The organism is Thermodesulfobacterium hveragerdense DSM 12571 (assembly GCF_000423845.1).
GTDB classification, from domain to species: domain Bacteria; phylum Desulfobacterota; class Thermodesulfobacteria; order Thermodesulfobacteriales; family Thermodesulfobacteriaceae; genus Thermodesulfobacterium; species Thermodesulfobacterium hveragerdense.
Genome location: NZ_AUIT01000020.1, coordinates 1 through 17,114 on the forward strand (window position 1 = coordinate 1; position 17,114 = coordinate 17,114).

Below are 17,114 nucleotides of genomic sequence, written 5' to 3' on the forward strand. Positions count from 1 at the left end.
ATGAGAAGAAGTATCCAGCTTATATAAAGGGACTTTTGAAAAAGAAGGAGCATTATTTTGTTTATAAGAAATATCCTGAGGGGGTGAGGAGGTATATATACACGACGAATGTGGTTGAGAATATAAATAGCAGGATAGAGCTGATAAGGGTAAATACAGGGGGATATTTTCAATCAATCAAGACAGCAGAGGTTGCGATATACATAACAGTAAGTCGGATTCAGAAAACGAGATGGCAAAAACCACTTCCTTTAATTAAGTCTGCTTTATACGAATTGAGGCAAATGTTTGTAAAGAGATTTTATAAGGAGACACAATTCTCTTGACAAGTGTCTCTTTCTCAGAAAGTTTATAAGCCTTAATCACCTTAGGATGTTTACTCAGGTATTCTATCATAACGATATATTTAGAAAAAAAACCCTCTATGTAATTGGCTAACACATGTGTTCTTTGCTTAAGAAAAACATCTCCCTTAGAAAATTCGTACTTATAAAATACAGGACTGCTAAGTAGAATAAAAGTTAACATAATAAAAAAACTCAATCCCAAACTAAAATAAAAAATTTGCCTCTGTAAGCCTTTCATAAAATCCTCTATTTATAATATCGGATTTTTGTGAAGTAATATTAAACAAGAACTGATTAGCTTTTGAAATAACACTTAATTCAAACAAAAATCCTCAACTAATTACAACCTTTTTCGATAAGACAGGCCTCTCCTTTACCCTCTTTATCTCCCACTTTGGGAGGTAAGAAAGGTAAAGAAGAAGGCTTTTGAAGAGATGTGGCGTTTTCTGTAGAGGATTTTTCTGTAGAAACCTTTTCTGTAGAGACTACTTTTTCCTTTGTAACAGGCTCTTTTTTATCTTGAGGTTTTTCTGTAGAGGCATTAACGGTGAAATCTTTTTCCTTCAAGTTTTTAGAAAATTCTCTCCCCTGAGAGAGCTCCAACATCGGATAATTTTCTTTTAGCCAGTTGAGGATGGTATTTTTACCTACCAAAACCAAAAGGGAGTTATCTTCTCTATAAAGAAGGGTAGGGACTTCTCGAATTCCTGCTATCCTCATCAAGGCATAAACCTTAGATACCTCATAAAACCTTACAGGTATTTTGTTATTAATAACATACTCTTCAACCACCTTACAGTTAGGACAATTTTGTTGATAGACCACCACAGGATAATCTAAGAAGATGGGCTTAAGGCTTATATTAACCAAAAAAACTGCTGTAAAAAGAGCTAAAAACCCTGAAAAACCTAAGAACCCCCAGCTAAATGCTTTCTGAGAAAATACGTCTAACACAAAGGCTAAAAAAATGGTCAAGGCTACCACCAAACAAAACTGACAATATTCCTGAAGAAAAAAAGCCTGAAAACCGATGAAATACCCTTCCACAACCAAACAAAGACCTAAGATAAAGAGTCTTAACCTTTTTAGGGCATAAGATTTTATCTTTAAATCAAGAAGGGTTAACCCTAACACCACAGCAAACACCAAAACCCCTAAGTAGTTGAGAATCCCTAATCTATCGAAAAGATGTATCATTAAACAGGCGTCCGTTTTACATAAAGAACTGTTTTTAAATTGCAGATAAACTTCATATAAATTAAGAACAAAACCAAAAAAAACTACAACTAGCAAAAGATATTGGTTAAAAAAAGTAGACTGAGAGTAACCTTTTCTTTCTTCTATGATCAGCCTCATTCTTTAGCCTTCCCCTCCCCTGATTTTAAGGAGTTTGAAGGCATGTTCAAAGACCTTTATAGCACAGTAGGGGCCACACATCGTACAAGCTTGACTTTTAGAAACCCCTCCTTCGAGCCTATACCGCCTTGCCTTTTCCTGGTCTATAGAAAGGGAAATCTGTTTTTCCCAGTCAAGCTCAGCCCTGGCCTTAGCCATAGCCAAATCCCATTCCCATGCACCTTTTATTCCCTTAGCCAGGTCTGCTACATGAGCAGCGATTTTTGAGGCTATCAAACCTTCTTTTACATCCTCTAACGTAGGAAGCCTTAGATGTTCTGCAGGGGTAAGATAACAAAGAAAGTCAGCCCCATAATAAGCAGCCAGTGCCCCTCCTATAGCTCCTACCAAATGGTCATAACCTGGGGCTATGTCTGTGGGAAGAGGGCCAAGCACATAGAAAGGAGCACCATGACAAAGCCTTTTTTGTAGTTTTATGTTGGTCTCTATCTGGTCTAAAGGTACATGTCCAGGACCTTCTATCATTACCTGAACACCCTTTTCCCAGGCCCTTAGAGTTAACTCTCCCAAAATCATCAACTCATGGATTTGAGCTCCATCTGTAGCGTCTGCAATACAACCAGGTCTTAACCCGTCTCCTAAAGACAGGGTAATGTCATATTCAAAGGCTATTTCAAGAAGTTTATCAAAATGCTCATAAAAGGGATTCTCCTTTTGGTTGTAAACCATCCATTCTACTAAAAAAGAGCCTCCTCTGGATACCACTCCAAGCACCCTAGGCTTAATTTTTAACCTCTCTATACCCGCCTTGGTAAGACCACAATGAATGGTCATAAAATCTACACCATCTTCTGCCTGTTTTTCTATCACCTTAAACATCTCATCAACCGTCATCTCAACAATCGACTTATGATGCTTTTCTACCGCTTCTATCGCCGCCTGATAGATAGGAACTGTACCTAAAGGAATAGGACAATTAGCTCTGATAACCTTTCTTATCTCGTCTAAATCTCCTCCTGTAGAAAGGTCCATCACAGTATCCGCACCATACTTTAAAGCTATCTCAAGTTTTTTTAACTCTTCTTCTACATAAGGCCTATCCTTAGAAGTACCGATGTTTACGTTTACCTTAGTTCTAAGTCCTTTACCTATAGCACAGGGTCTTTCTATCTTAGACTTTTTATTTTTACACACAACTATCTCACCCCTAAGAATACCTTCTTTGAGAAATTCTTCACTAACCCCTTCCACCTGTGCACAAATTTTAACTTCTTTCGGAATTATACCTTTACTAATCAAGGTTTTAATCGTCATAACTTTAAAAGGCCTCCTTGTTTTTTACAGAAATTTTAACATAAAATCTTTTTTGATGACAAAATAAAAGAAAATTTTCACAAATCCAGAAACTATTCATAGACTTCTAACACGATCTTATCTTTTCCATGAGTCTCAAGAAGGTATACAGACACATATTCGTTATACTGGATGTTTTTTATGGTAAGGGCTTTGTAAGTTGGCTCTATAGGGAATTCTCTACCTCCGCGGTCTACCAAAACAGCAAGTTCTATTTTCTTTGGTCTACCTATGTCTATCAACGCATCCATCGCTGCTCTGATGGTTCTTCCGGTATAGATCACATCATCTACCAGGATAACGATCTTATCCTCGATTGAAAAGGGAATCTCTGTTTTTTTTACCTCAGGATAGTTGGTAATCCTGGTCCAATCGTCTCGGTAAAGGGTTATATCTAAATAACCTACAGGAAGTTCTATGTTGGTCTTTTCTAAGATAATATTTTTCAACCTGTTTGCTAAAGGGGCTCCCCCTGTCTGAATACCGATAAGAACTACTTTTTCTAAATAAGGTTGCTTTTTTATGATTTGGTCAGCAAGCTTTTCGACAAGTTTTTGAATTTTCTTAGGCCCTGCTATTACTTTTTTAATTTTTTGAGATAAAATGGCAGTATTCATAAGATTTAAAATAACTCTTATTATCTATTTTGCAAGAGGTAAGAGATGGTAAGCGAAATAACCTATAGGGTAATCTATGGGGACACAGACAGTGGAAAGGTTATGTATTATGGCAACTATCTAAGGGTGATGGAAATAGCAAGAACAGAGTTTATCAGAAATAACGCAGGTATTAGTTATAAAGAGATAGAAGAAAAATACAAACTTTTACTTCCTGTAGTAGAAGTATATGTTAGGTATAAACATCCTGCTTTTTATGACGACCTTTTGGTGGTGGCAACCAAGATCAAAGAGCTAAAACCACACAAAATTATCTTTGAATACACCTTTAAAAGGCAAAACCTATTAGTAGCTGAAGGTTATACAGTTCATGTTCCCATCAACCATCAGGGTAAGCTTATAAAATTTCCAGAAGAGCTTTTCAACCTGCTTAAAAATTTAGTATAAAAAACTGTAAAGAGGGGGCAAGGTTTCAGATGAAGATGAACATAGGTATAGTGGGATTGCCTAACGTAGGGAAGTCTACCATTTTTAATGCCTTGGCTCAAACAGCAAAAGCTGAGGTTGCTAACTATCCTTTTTGCACCATAGACCCTAACGTGGGGATAGTTAATGTGCCTGACCCAAGGCTATATGAGATAGCTCGGTTAGAAAAAAGCAAAAAAATCACCCCTGCTACCATAGAGTTTGTAGATATAGCAGGGCTGGTAAAAGGAGCCTCAAAAGGGGAAGGACTTGGCAACCAGTTTTTGTCTCATATAAGACAAGTTTCTGCTATAGCTCATGTGGTCAGATGTTTCGAAGACCCTGACATCGTACATGTAGAGGGTTCTATAGACCCTGTAAGAGACGCAGAAATCATAGAGTTAGAGCTTATCCTTGCAGACTTGCAAACCATAGAAAGACGGTTAGAAAAAACTGCGAAGCTTGCCAAAAACGACCCCAAAGCTAAGGCTGAGCTTGAAACCTTAGAAAAGGCTAAAACCCTCTTAGAAAACTTTAAAATTTTAAGGCCTAACCTAAACCTTTTTTCTCCGGAAGAAAAAACCTTTTTAGAAAAGGTGCTCTGTCTTTTAACGGTTAAACCTTTGATGTACATCGCTAACGTCTCAGAAGATTTTCTCCCAGAAGGAGAAGGAAACAGTTATGTAGCTAAGCTAAGAGAAAAGGCCCAAAAAGAAGGAACTCCTTTGATAGTCATCTGTGGGAAGATAGAACAAGAGCTCGTCGAACTTACCGAAGAAGAAAAAAAAGAATTTTTAGAGGCCTTAGGTCTAAACGAACCAGGGCTTCACAAACTAATAAGAGCAGGTTATAAACTTTTAAACCTTATCACCTTTTTTACTACCGGACCTAAGGAAACCAAAGCCTGGACTATAATTAAAGGTACGCGAGCTAAAGATGCTGCCGGAGAAATTCACTCTGACATAGAAAGAGGGTTTATCGCGGCTGAAGTCATTAACTATACAAAATACATAGAAATAGGTTCCTTCCAGAAAGCCAAAGAGTTAGGAGCTGTTAGACTCGAAGGAAAGGACTATATCATAGAAGACGGAGACATAATATACTTTCGTTTTAATGTTTAATTTCAACTTTTTAAATTTAATATATCATTTATTTTTAACTTGATTTTTATTGTTTTGTGGTTATTTTGTAAAAAAATGTGATTATCATGTGATGTTAACAGAACTTTTTGAAAGGTTTACTCCTTATGAATGGATAGTTTCTAATCAAAAAGGGGGGTATGCGTTAGGTTCTGCCTTTTTAGCTAATCTGAGAAAGTATCATGGACTTCTGATCGCAGGTTATGAAAAAGGAAAAAGAATTCATCTGGTTAGTTCAGCTGAAGAACAGGTCTTTTTCCCTTCTGGACTAAGTTATTTTCTTGATACCAACTTTTACCGAGATACCCTTTTTCCAGAGGGATTCAAGCTAATAAAAGCCTTTTTCTTTAGACCTTTCCCTCAATTTTATTTTTTCTGTCCAGAGAGTAAAGACTTTTTCTTGAAAAAAGAGATCAAAATGCATCCTCTTAAAAATCTGGTAGTTATCTCTTATGAAAACATAAGCTCCTATCCTTTTCGAATAGTAATAAGACCTAAGTTTAGTTTTAGAGACCATCACAGGGTTACCAACAAAATCGAATGGGAAAGAGAGTTTGTAGAGGTAGACGATAACCCAGGTATGGTAGTAAAAGGACCGTTCTCTCTTTTTGTCTATCTTTCTAACGGTAGTTTAACCAGAGAAGACCTTTTCTATTATCAAGTGTTTTATCCTATAGAAGAAATCAGAGGTTATGAGGCTACTGAAGACCTTTATGCCCCTTTTAAGATAGAAGCAGAACTAAAAACTAAAGAAAGTTTTAAAATCGTGTTTTCTGATGAACCTATAAAGGATTTTGAAATGATTTTGACAGAGGTTGAAAGAAGATACCAAGGACTACCTGTCCTCATCCCTAACAAAAAAGAGTCTTTTTCGCGAAACGAATACCTAAGAATTTTAGAAAAAATGGTGGAAGATTTTCTGCTTGAAGAGGACATAATCGCCGGATTTCCTTGGTTTTATTGCTGGGGAAGAGACACCTTCATAGGTCTTCCTGCGGTTTTTTATTTAAAAGGAGGTAAAGAGAAGGCTTTAAAGATTTTAAAAAACTATGCCAAAAGAATGGTTAACGGGCTTATACCAAACGTGATAGGAGACGAACAGGAAACCAACTATAATTCAGTGGATGCATCTCTGTGGTTTGGGTTAAGGATTTTTCAGTTTTTAGAAACCTTTCCTGAGGTTTTAAACTCCTCTGAAGGAGAAACATTGCTTTTAACCGTAAAAGGAGTGATTAAAAACTTCTGCACCAACCCGGATCTTCCGTTTTTACTGGACCATAAGGACGGATTCATCGAAATCTTACCTCAAACAAATAAGGCCTTAACCTGGATGGATGTGGTCTTAGACGGAGTACCTATAACCCCTCGATATGGGAAACCCATAGAAATACAGGGGTTGTGGTATAATCTCTTAAAGTTCGCAGAAAAATACTTAGAAAAGTCTTTTTTAGAAAATTTTAGGGTCTCAGCCCTGATCAGCTTACAGGAAAAAAATTTTATTAAATTTTTTGATGGTAACGCCTGGGCAGACAGGTTGTTTAACGATGAACCTGTTTTTGAAATCAGACCTAACTATATTATCGCCCTTTCTTTGCCTTTTGATATTACAGACAGGCCGTCCCTTCTTAAAGGAGTTGAACTGGCTAAAAAAGAACTAGTGAGTCCTTTTGGGTTAAGGAGCCTCTCACCCAAAGATCCTTCATTCAGGAAAAAATACTTTGGTACTCAAAGGATGAGAGACCTTGCCTACCATAACGGGACAGTATGGGTATGGCTCATCTATCCTTATGCTGAAGTGTTAAAAAAGGCTTATAAGGAAGAAAGAGAAAAGCTCAAAAGAGAGCTTGAAGGGTTGGTGAGAGTTTTTAGAGAAGGAATATGTAGAGGCAAAATGGGGAGTGTTCCTGAGTTGTATGATGGAGAAAATCCTAAATATCCTAAAGGTGCCCATGCTCAATTTTGGTCTGTAGCAGCTGTTTTTTTGGTAGAACAGATGATAGAGGAGCTTAAAGTTTAGCTTTAAAGTTTAACAAGGAGCCTAAACATGAAAGTTTTGATGTTAACCTGGGAATATCCCCCGTTTATAGTAGGTGGACTTGGGATGGCATGTTATGGACTTTTTAAAGCTTTAGCTGAAAAAGGGTTAAAAATCTATATGATTCTCCCTACCAAAGAGCAGGTCTTTTTTGAAATTTCTTCTGGCTGGGAGGCAGACTTTCCTGTAGCTAAAAGCCAACAGAAAAAACAGCTCAAGCCTTTGCCCTTAAAATTTTATCAAGTAGGTTATTTAGCCCCTGAAGGGGCTTACTTAGATAACTTAAGACTGTTTTCTTATCAGCCTGAAAACACCACAGACTTTTTAGAAAAGAAAAAGCTTTTAACTACGATTTCTGAGGAAGTTTTAAAAAGGATAGAAAACTTACTTAATAAAGGAAACCACTCATTATCCAGGGTTCAAAGATACCTGCAAAACGTGTTAGAGGTTGCCAAACATTTAGAGTTTGACTTGATCCATGCTCATGATTGGATGACCTATCCTGCAGGGCTCTTTCTTAAACACCTTATCCAAAAACCTCTGGTTGCTCATGTACATGCTACGGAGTTTGACAGAGCGATCGGGTACGGACATCCTGTAGTCCATGAGATAGAATACCTGGGATTAAATCTGGCAGACCAAGTAATCGCGGTTTCTAAATACACAGCCCAGGTGATAAAAGACCATTACAAAGTACCTGAAGAAAAGATTCAGGTGTTATACAATGCTTTTACCGTTCTTACCAACGAACCTAAAAAAGTAAAAAAATTCAAAAGTCCTGTGATCTTGTTCTTAGGAAGATTAACCCCTCAGAAGGGTCCCAAGATTTTCTTAGAAATAGCAAAAAAAATCCTTAGGCAATATCCTAAGAAAGTAAGGTTTTTGATTGCTGGTGCAGGAGAAATGGAAAGAGAACTTATGTTTGAAGCCGCAAGCGAAGGTTTTGGCACCCAGGTTTTGTTTACCGGTTTCCTTACCAGACAGGAGGTAGAAGAAGCCTTAAGTTTAGCAGACATAGTGGTTATGCCCTCGGTTTCTGAGCCCTTTGGGATCGTAGCCTTAGAAGCCATGTATTTTGGCTGTGCCCTTATCATCTCTAAACAATCAGGGGCTTCAGAAATCTTAAAAAACGCTTATAAAGTCGATTTTTGGGATGTTGATAAAATAATAAACATTATCGTAGACCTCTTAAACCATCCAGAAAAACTAAAAAACCTTCAACAAAAAGCCAAAGAAGAAGTTAAAAAGATTACCTGGGATATAAGAGCCGAAGAACTAATAAAAATCTATAAAGAACTTTTCGCAAACTAAACATGCTTTATATTGTCTTTTACTTTCAGGTGCATCAGCCCTTTAGGGTCAAAAATTTTAATGTTTTAAAAACAAAATCAACAGTCGAGTATTTTGACAATAGCCTTAATGCAGCCATCTTTAACAAAGTAGCAGAAAAGTGTTACCTTCCTGCTAACGCACTTTTTAAAGAACTGATAGAGAGGTCTGACGGAAGGTTTAAGGTTTCTTATAGTCTTACTGGAACATTCATAGAGCAGGCTAAAAGGTTTCGACCAGAAGTTTTACATTCCTTTTTAGATTTGGTTAAAACCGGAGGGGTAGAGCTTCTTAACGAAACTTACTATCATTCTCTTAGCAGTATCTTTGATTTAGACGAATTTATAGAGGAGATAGAAGAACACGCGGAGATCATCAAAAAAGAATTTGGGATGCTACCTACTACCTTTCGTAATACTGAATTGATCTATTTTGACAAAATTTCAGACTTACTTTTTGCTACCATGCCTCAGATAAAAACCATCCTTATAGAAGGGGCTGACAAGATTTTAAAAGGAGAATCTCCTCTTTATCCCAGGGTCTCTGCCAACCATGCCCATCTTTTGCTACTTAAACATTATAAACTTTCAGATGACATTGCCTTTAGATTTAGTGATAGAAGTTGGGATGGATATCCCCTTACCCCTCAAAGGTATTTGTCTTGGATAAAAGACTTGAGGCTAATAGAAAAAACAGGAAAAAATCTCTATTTGAACCTTTTTATGGATTATGAAACCTTTGGAGAGCATCAATGGGCTGAGACAGGAATTTTTGAATTTACAAAAGGGTTGGTGCTTTTAGCCTTAAAGGAAAAAGATCTACAGTTTCTATGGCCTTCTGAGGTCAAAGATACCTTAAACTATACTCCTGCCCCTATCTCTGTTCCTAACCCAACTTCCTGGGCAGACACCGAAAGGGACCTTTCTGCCTGGCTTTCTAACCCTCTTCAATGGAATGCCATAAAGACTTGTTATGAGTTAATCAAAAAAGCCAAAGAGCAGAAACGGTATGATCTTCTCTCTATCCTTAAAAAACTTTCTACTTCAGACCATTTTTACTATATGTGTATCAAATATTTTCAAGACGGAGATGTACATAAATATTTTTCCCCATACTCTTCTCCAGAAGAAATTTATCGGTATTATATGAATATATTAGCAGAAATAGAAACCAATTTAGAGGGATAAAAATGCCTTTCAAAAAATTTTTTGTTTATCCTTCTATACCGAAGGAACTTGACAAACTTTTAAAAATTTCTAAAAATCTCTGGTTTTCTTGGAATTATGACGTTCTTTCTTTTTTTTATAAAATAGACCGAGACCTTTTTAGACAGGTTGAACACAATCCCTTTAAACTTATCTACTACCTTCCTAACATAAGGTTAAAAGCATTGGCTAAAGACCAGACCTTTCTTATGGATTTAGAGGACCTCTGGGAAGCATTTCAAGAATATAAAGAATATGTCCATCCAGAAGTCAAAAAACATCGTATAGAGTCTGAAGACAAAATAGTTTATTTCTGTACCGAGTTTGGGCTTCATCCTACTTTGCCTTTTTATGCAGGAGGATTAGGGGTTTTAGCCGGGGATTTTTTGATGTCTGCTTCAGACTTAGGGCTTCCAGTGATAGGAATAGGGCTTGCGTATCAACATGGTTACTTAAAACAAACTATAGACTCTAAGGAAAAAACACAGACTGAAAATCCAGAACAATTAGACCTGTTTTTAAACTTCTTAGAGGAGTTAAAAAATCCAGATGGAACCTCTATGGTATTATCGATAAGCCTTATGGGGGTAGAGGCTAAGCTTAGAATATTCAAGTTAGAAGTAGGAAAAATATCTTGTTACTTTTTAGACACCACCCATCCTGAAAATCCTGCGGAAATAAGAGAAATACTTAGGTATCTCTACCCAGGAGATATAGAGAAAAGAATACAACAGGAGATCATTCTTGGTCTCGGAGGATATAAACTACTGAAAGCATTAAACCTTAATCCCAAGATATATCATCTTAACGAAGGTCATTCTGCGTTTGTCCTTTTAGCAAGATTAAAGGATTTGTTGTCTCAGGGATTTTCCTTAGATGAAGCCATCATGCTTATCAAAGAGACTACTGTTTTTACTACTCATACACCGGTTATCGCAGGTAATGAGCATTTTCCCAAAGAGTTAATCAAAAAATATCTCTGGGAAGAGTTAGAAGAATTGGTTGAACTAACCAAAAATGAAAACATTATTCTGGAATTTTATAAACAAGGCACCCTAAAGGAAAATCCTGAAATTTTTTGGCTACCTGCTTTAGCCATCAACTATTCCTCTAACGTAAACGCTGTTTCTAAGCTTCATCAAAAAACCACCAAAAAGATGTGGCATCCCCTTTTTCCCGAACTACCAGAGGAAGAAGTTCCTATAGACTATGTCACCAACGGTGTTCACTGGAGATGGTTAAGCGAACCTTTCTATCAAGTTTTAAAAAAATATCTTGGAGCAAATTTTATCTATATGTCTCCTGAAGATTCAACCTGGGAGGAAATACTAAAAATCCCAGACGAAGAAATATGGGAAGCCCATAAAAAAAACAAGTACAGACTTTTAAACCTTATCAAAAGCCGATTAGAGGAGGAATCTCTTAAGCTAAACCTCTCAGAAGAAAAACAAAACTATCAACCACCTAAGGCCCAGGACCTTATCGTAGGGTGTGCTCGAAGGATGACTGCTTATAAGCGGAATTCTCTCATCCTATACCATAAAGAACAGATACTGAAACTTCTAAAGGAAAAAAACATTGTGCTGGTGTTTGCAGGTAAAGCCCATCCTAAGGATGTAGAAGGTAAAAACATAATCCATGAGATTTTGGAGTTTAGAGAGACTTACCAGCTTTACAACAAGATCATTTTTTTAGAAAACTATAACCTTCATTTAGCCAGATATCTTATTTGGGGATCAGATGTTTGGTTAAATACCCCTTTAAGGCCTATGGAGGCTTGCGGGACCTCAGGGATGAAGGCTGCGATGAACGGGGTTTTAAACTTAAGCGTTCTTGATGGATGGTGGCCGGAAGGATACAACAGGCTTAACGGTTGGGCTATAATCCCTAAGGAAGGATTGCCACTTTATAACCATTACGAAGCTCATCAAATGTATACTATTTTGGAAAAGGAAATCTATCCTCTCTTTACAGAAAGAGACGAGGATGGGATTCCAAGAGATTGGGTAAAGATGATGAAACAAAGCATGTACATAGCTTGTAAACAGTTTTCTACCAACCGTATGCTCCTTGAATACATAGATAAATTTTATTCACCTATCATAGAAAGACTAAAACATCTTTCTCAAAAAGATTTTTCTCTTCTTAAGGCTTTAGCAGAAGAAAAAAAGATTTTGACTGAAAATTGGGAAAACATAAAGTTTATAGAAGTAAAAGAAAATTTAGAAAAAACCTTCCTACAGGATGGCCAAGAAGTAAGTGTATCTGCTAAAGTGTTTTTAGGTAACCTAACCCCTGAGTTAGTAGAAGTACAGTTGGTAATCATAGAAGAAATAGCCTGTGTATGCAATTCTGTGGTAGAAGAAGATAGAGAAAGGTATGTAAGAAGCTTTCCCCTTAAGCTGGTAGAAATTAAAGAAGGGGTTGGGGTTTATCAAAGATCCCTGCCTCTTTATGGACCTGGACTTAAAGCCTATAACTTTAGGGTGGTTCCTAAAAACTTCTATCTTAGAAAATATTATCCCAACTTAGTTAAGTGGACTTTTTGAGTTTTATGCTTATAATTTTATTTTAAATAGCCTTTTAAGGAGGGTTTATGGAAACCCTATTGTATCTCTTGATGCTTTTTGTGGGTGTTTTGGTAGGAATAGCTGTTTATATCTTTTTCAAGGTTAACCAAACTTTAGACCGTTTAAACCTAAGGTTAGAAGAACTATCTCCAGTTTTAAAAAATCTTAAAGAAACCACTGAAAAAACCTCGGAGACCTTAGACACAGCTAAACAAACTATCTCTAACCTAAACGAACTTATAACCGGGCTTAAAATCATACCCAACATCCTCAAGGAATTAGGAGAAAGTATTAAAGATTTCGAGACCTTTTTGAAAAACCAGACAGAGATTGTTACAGATGAAGTAAAAGAAATTTCCAATAAGTTAAAAATTAACTTAGAAATTGCAAAAAACAACTTAGACAACATAAAAGAGGTGACCTTTCAGGTAAAAGAGGTAACAGAAAAGGTTAGCCATAGTTTAAACCCTATGGTTAACTCTCTTGCTGAGTTTAGTCAAACCTCTAAGCTCGTTTTAGACCAGATAAACCACCAGATTAAAAAGGTCTATGTAGAGGGCAGTTCTCTAATCTATGGAGCTAAAGAGCTAATACAACAGATAAAAAAGATAATTCCTCTTCCTAATTTAAAAAAATAAAACCCTTAGGGTTAATATTTAAAAATTTTACAAAAAGGAGGTGGATTATGGAAGGGAAAAAAACTACGGTTTTATTAGCTTTTCTTGGTGGAGTGGTAGTAGGAGGGATTGCAGCCCTTCTTTTGGCACCAGCCAGTGGTTCTGAGGTTAGGAAAAAGATAAAGGAAGAGGTGGACGAAGCCTTAGATAAAGTTAAAACTGAAGCTGAAGCCTTAAAATCCAAGGCAGAGGAAATCACTTCCAAAGCTAAAGAAATCATCGAAAGTAAAAAAGAAGAGCTTAAAGAAGCCATAGAAAAAAGCAAAGAAACCTTAAAAGAAAAAAAAGAAGAATTAGCCTCTAAACTCTTAAAAAAAGAAGAGGTTTAAAAGACTTTTTTACCAATTAAACTTAGACTTTAAAATTTTTAGATAATTTTTCTCTGGCAAAGTAAGAATTCTAAGGGGGGTTGGGGCTTTTTTAAAACGAACAGGTTGATCTTCCTGTACTACTAAGTTAATCTGTCCGTCGATGAGAAGATGAACCTCTTCGTTCTCCCCTTTCCCTTTTTTGTTTAAGATTACCACGGTTTCAAAGTTATCTGGAATAACAAAGGGACGTAGGTTTATTTTAAAAGCACAGATCGGTGTGCAGACGAAAACTTTTGCCTCTGGATGGATAACAGGGCCTCCGGCTGAAAGGTTATAAGCGGTAGATCCGGTTGGGGTAGAGATGATCAACCCATCACCAGGGATGGTAGTAAGATGATAGCCCTCAACCTGCAGGCTCAAATATATCACCTTACCCAAAGGACCTTTCATGATAGCCCCTTCGTTTAGAGCAACAAAGGTCTGATTCTGATAGGTAATCTCAAGAAGCGTTCTTTTTTGAATTTTAGCCTCTCCTTCTTTGATTAGCCTTAAAAGATATGGTAATTCTTCTAAAGAAACCTCGGTTAAAAAACCAAAATTTCCCAGATTAACCCCTATTAAAGGAAGGTCGTAAGTATAGGCAAAGGGCACAGCCCTTAGGAAGGTGCCATCACCTCCTAACACCAAGATAGCATCAAAGGTTAGGACCTCTTCTTTAGAAAGTTCTGAGATTTTCTCTAAAGGAAGCAGAAAAAACTCTTTTGAGTTAATCTTCTCAAAGATTTGCGGAAGTTTTTGCAGGTCTTTTAGTAGATAAAAAAATTTGGACATGATATAATTTTATTCTTAAACCTTGAGAAAAGCAATAACCTTGATTAAGGTTTATAAACCTCAAAAAAACTTAAAAAACCCTTAGAAACCCAATCAAACAAAATTTTTCCTTAACCTCTTGACATTTTTTAAAGATTTTTTATTATAGTGTTTAAACTTAAATAGGTTATTCTTGTCTTTTTAATCGGGACGTAGCGCAGCTTGGAAGCGCACCCGCTTGGGGTGTGGGGGGTCGGCGGTTCAAATCCGCCCGTCCCGATTTTTTTATTGAGATACTGAAAACCAAAAAACCGGGCACCTTGCCTGGGAGGAGGTGAAATATGAGTACAGTTCAAACCGTTTGTCAGGTTGAAAGGTTAAATACCTGCCCTACCCAGCAAGGTGCACTTAAACGATGTGTATGGTCCTATCATATCATCGCTGAGTTTTGGGGCTCCCCTTTTGAACTTTTGGCTGAAGCTCCGGTGGTAGAACAAGCTCTAAAAGAAGCCCTAGCTACCAACGGTGCGTTAAAAGAGGTTTCTGCGGTAAGTTATCAGTTTCAGCCCTTTGGGGTTTCTGCTCAGGTTAATTTAGGTTGTTCTCATATCTATATCCACACCTGGCCAGAAAGGGGATATTCTGCCTTAGACATCTTAGCAGAAAACAAAGAAAAAGCCCATAAGATCTTAGCTAAGCTTCAGCGTAATCTTCGTCCCCAAAACGTCTATATCGCTGAGTTTGCAAGAGGACTTTCTCAGGATACTTTATCAGAGGGAGGAGAAACTTGACTGGAAGTTTTTGGTGGCGAGAAAAAATCTTTAAAGATTTCGGCCATTCCTACAAAGTTGAATTAGTTTTTGAAGAAAGTGGTTTACAACAGATACAGATCTTTAAAAACCCCTCATGGGGGTATTTTTTTGTTTTAGATGGAATCGTTCAATTTACAGAGAAAGACGAGTTTATATACCATGAGACCATAACCCACCTTCCTATAAGCCTTCTCCCCACCCCCCCTGAAGAGGTTATAATAGTTGGAGGTGGGGACGGAGGGGTTTTAAGAGAACTTCAAAAGATCCCTACTATAAAAAAGATCATTCAGTTTGAAATAGATACCTTGGTGTTTGACTTATGCCAAAAATACTTTTTTAAAATTTCTGGAAATTACACCGACCCAAGGGTCAACTTAGTGATCAAAGACGGCTATTTAGGGCTAAAAGAAAGTCCGTCAGAAGGTTTTGATTTGGTAATCGTTGATTGTACTGACCCAGTAGGCCCTGCTAAAACCTTGTATACTGTTGAGTTTTATCAAGAGGCTTCAAGGGTGCTTAAAACTCACGGGGTTTTTATCCAGCAGGCAAGTCTGCCGATCTATTTCCCTCACATCATAAAAGAAGCCTATCCTAAAATTTCTCAAGTTTTTCCCTATATAAAGATAGTGCGTTGCTATGTTCCTTGCTACGGAGAAGAAATCGCCTTTTTCTTGGCTACAAAAGAGCCAAAAGCCTGGTTTAACCCTAAACAACCATTTTCTGGCAAGTATTATCATCCTGGGTTAAATCCCTATTATTTTTCTTTACCCCAGACCTGGTTAGGACTTCTAAAATAAAGGGCCCTTTAGTTTGAAAATCACCGGAGGCTATTTAAAAGGGCAAAAGCTTTTTCTTCCTCCACCTAAGGACTTAAGCATTCGCCCTTTAAGAAGTAGGATCAGGAAGTCTCTTTTTGACCTTTTAGGACAAAACCTTTCTGGGTCTAAAGTGTTAGATCTGTTTTCAGGGACAGGAGCTCTTGGAATAGAAGCCCTTTCAAGGGCGGCAGACTTGGTTTTTTTTGTAGACTTTAGCGACTTAAGTCTTTCTCTGATTCGCAAAAACTTAGAAAAACTTAAACTCACAGAAAAGGCCTTAGTTTTAAAACTTAAACTACCAGAAGGTCTATCTAAGCTTAGCCAAGCCTATCCTAAGATTAAGTTTGACTTAATCTTTATTACCCCACCTTATAAAACGGGGCTGAGCCTTAAAACCCTTAAGGCATTACCTACAGAAATTTTAGACCAAGAAGCTATAATAATGGTAGAAGAAGCTACAGGAATATCCCTGCCAGAAAAAACCGACCAATTTGTCTTGATTAAAGTCAAAACCTACGGAGAAACCACTCTGTATTTTTATCAGCCTGTTATTCCAAACACAAAGGAGGACTCTTAGGGCCTGGAATCTGAGTGCCTCGAAAATTCAAAATACTTCTTATCCGATAGCAGGTCTTATTAACGTCTGATAGTTTTTCAAAAAACTCTTCTTTTCTCACATAAAAACTCTCAACCTTAGGGCCAGAAATTTTTTCTATCTCATAAGAGATTGGGTAATCGATAGAAAGGCCTTCTATGTCTTTTTCTGGTTTTTTCCAAGTTAAACGCACCGCCTTTTCTGGTAAAACCTGAAAAGAGATGTTCTCAGGGAAAAGAGGAGGGTTATGCCAGTATAAATATCCAGGAAACTCAAACCAATCAGTCCTAACTAAAAAATCTTTTTTTATCTTAATCCTGTATTTATATCTATGACGATGTTTAACCTGATAGTCGTGATACACGTATAAATTCCCTGCAGAATGAAGTTTAGGAGAAAGTTTAATTTCATAAATTTTAGATTTAGCCTTAGGAGAATCTAAAGGTATCTCTTCTTTTTCTATGATAAGAGAACTAATTTTTATCAAAGGATAGCCTCCCTTAGTCTCTGTAGGAAGATAAACTATCAGGTCAAACCCTGCTTCTGTAGGTTTTACCTCAAAAGAAAACTCTTTAGGAATACTTTTAGAGGGAGGTAAAGGAGGATTTTTCTTTCCGCAGCCAGCTAAAAAAAATACCAAAAAGATAAAACCAACCCAAAGATATATTCTCATGT

17 protein-coding genes and 1 tRNA gene are annotated in these 17,114 nt (G+C 37.0%); 13 read left to right on the forward strand and 5 right to left on the reverse strand.

Features of this window, described 5'->3' with window-relative positions; all coding sequences use genetic code 11:
• Positions 1–326: transposase (locus tag G580_RS11480; protein WP_169357103.1), on the forward strand; the 326-nt coding region annotated here is incomplete at its 5' end.
• A 357-nt stretch (positions 327–683) separates the two neighbouring features.
• Here the strand turns inward: G580_RS11480 and G580_RS0106580 are convergent.
• The 3 genes from G580_RS0106580 to pyrR all read right to left on the reverse strand — a co-directional run bounded on the left by G580_RS0106580 (position 684) and on the right by pyrR (position 3,673).
• On the reverse strand, positions 684–1,544 hold the full coding sequence (locus G580_RS0106580; RefSeq protein ID WP_156874801.1) for a vitamin K epoxide reductase family protein: 861 nt from the start codon (positions 1,542–1,544) through the stop codon (positions 684–686).
• Between the two features lie 162 nt (positions 1,545–1,706).
• Entirely contained in the window at positions 1,707–3,017 is a 1,311-nt protein-coding gene (thiC, locus tag G580_RS0106585; RefSeq protein ID WP_028841520.1) for a phosphomethylpyrimidine synthase ThiC, read from the reverse strand.
• Positions 3,018–3,109: 92 nt separating this feature from the next.
• Complete coding sequence (gene pyrR, locus G580_RS0106595) at positions 3,110–3,673, reverse strand: bifunctional pyr operon transcriptional regulator/uracil phosphoribosyltransferase PyrR (RefSeq protein WP_028841521.1); 564 nt, start codon at positions 3,671–3,673, stop codon at positions 3,110–3,112.
• 45 nt (positions 3,674–3,718) lie between these two features.
• On the opposite strand from pyrR, the gene G580_RS0106600 reads away from it, so the two are divergent.
• The 8 genes from G580_RS0106600 to G580_RS0106635 all read left to right on the forward strand — a co-directional run bounded on the left by G580_RS0106600 (position 3,719) and on the right by G580_RS0106635 (position 13,422).
• Positions 3,719–4,120, forward strand: coding sequence for an acyl-CoA thioesterase (locus tag G580_RS0106600; RefSeq protein WP_028841522.1), 402 nt, complete (start codon positions 3,719–3,721; stop codon positions 4,118–4,120).
• Positions 4,121–4,155: 35 nt separating this feature from the next.
• A complete protein-coding gene (gene ychF / locus G580_RS0106605; RefSeq protein WP_028841523.1) occupies positions 4,156–5,259 on the forward strand; it encodes a redox-regulated ATPase YchF in 1,104 nt (367 codons plus the stop codon).
• A 91-nt stretch (positions 5,260–5,350) separates the two neighbouring features.
• Positions 5,351–7,294 (forward strand): amylo-alpha-1,6-glucosidase, encoded by a 1,944-nt coding sequence (locus tag G580_RS0106610; protein ID WP_028841524.1) that lies wholly within the window; start codon positions 5,351–5,353, stop codon positions 7,292–7,294.
• Positions 7,295–7,321: 27 nt separating this feature from the next.
• The gene (locus tag G580_RS0106615) at positions 7,322–8,623 is read left to right on the forward strand and encodes a glycosyltransferase family 4 protein (protein ID WP_028841525.1); all 1,302 of its coding nucleotides are present in this window, start codon (positions 7,322–7,324) and stop codon (positions 8,621–8,623) included.
• A gap of 2 nt (positions 8,624–8,625) precedes the next feature.
• On the forward strand, positions 8,626–9,828 hold the full coding sequence (locus tag G580_RS0106620; RefSeq protein ID WP_028841526.1) for a glycoside hydrolase family 57 protein: 1,203 nt from the start codon (positions 8,626–8,628) through the stop codon (positions 9,826–9,828).
• 2 nt (positions 9,829–9,830) lie between these two features.
• A complete protein-coding gene (gene glgP / locus G580_RS0106625; protein ID WP_028841527.1) occupies positions 9,831–12,395 on the forward strand; it encodes an alpha-glucan family phosphorylase in 2,565 nt (854 codons plus the stop codon).
• Positions 12,396–12,442: 47 nt separating this feature from the next.
• Positions 12,443–13,054, forward strand: coding sequence for a hypothetical protein (locus tag G580_RS0106630; protein ID WP_028841528.1), 612 nt, complete (start codon positions 12,443–12,445; stop codon positions 13,052–13,054).
• Positions 13,055–13,101: 47 nt separating this feature from the next.
• Positions 13,102–13,422 (forward strand): YtxH domain-containing protein, encoded by a 321-nt coding sequence (locus G580_RS0106635; protein ID WP_038041765.1) that lies wholly within the window; start codon positions 13,102–13,104, stop codon positions 13,420–13,422.
• A gap of 9 nt (positions 13,423–13,431) precedes the next feature.
• Here G580_RS0106635 and G580_RS10315 read toward each other — a convergent pair whose 3' ends face one another.
• Positions 13,432–14,235 (reverse strand): NAD(+)/NADH kinase, encoded by an 804-nt coding sequence (locus G580_RS10315; RefSeq protein WP_051173202.1) that lies wholly within the window; start codon positions 14,233–14,235, stop codon positions 13,432–13,434.
• Positions 14,236–14,420: 185 nt separating this feature from the next.
• Here G580_RS10315 and G580_RS0106645 point away from each other — a divergent pair.
• The 4 genes from G580_RS0106645 to rsmD all read left to right on the forward strand — a co-directional run bounded on the left by G580_RS0106645 (position 14,421) and on the right by rsmD (position 16,421).
• Positions 14,421–14,494: transfer RNA gene (locus G580_RS0106645), tRNA-Pro, on the forward strand.
• Positions 14,495–14,555: 61 nt separating this feature from the next.
• Entirely contained in the window at positions 14,556–15,005 is a 450-nt protein-coding gene (speD, locus tag G580_RS11060) for an adenosylmethionine decarboxylase (RefSeq protein ID WP_051173204.1), read from the forward strand.
• The gene (locus tag G580_RS0106655) at positions 15,002–15,823 is read left to right on the forward strand and encodes a spermine/spermidine synthase domain-containing protein (RefSeq protein ID WP_028841530.1); all 822 of its coding nucleotides are present in this window, start codon (positions 15,002–15,004) and stop codon (positions 15,821–15,823) included. The genes speD and G580_RS0106655 overlap by 4 nt, the downstream gene beginning before the upstream one ends.
• Positions 15,824–15,836: 13 nt before the next feature.
• Entirely contained in the window at positions 15,837–16,421 is a 585-nt protein-coding gene (rsmD, locus tag G580_RS10325; protein WP_051173206.1) for a 16S rRNA (guanine(966)-N(2))-methyltransferase RsmD, read from the forward strand.
• On the opposite strand, the gene G580_RS0106665 is transcribed toward rsmD, so the two are convergent.
• The gene (locus G580_RS0106665) at positions 16,393–17,112 is read right to left on the reverse strand and encodes an LptM family lipoprotein (RefSeq protein ID WP_028841531.1); all 720 of its coding nucleotides are present in this window, start codon (positions 17,110–17,112) and stop codon (positions 16,393–16,395) included. The genes rsmD and G580_RS0106665 overlap by 29 nt on opposite strands.
• Between the last annotated feature and the right edge of the window lie 2 nt (positions 17,113–17,114).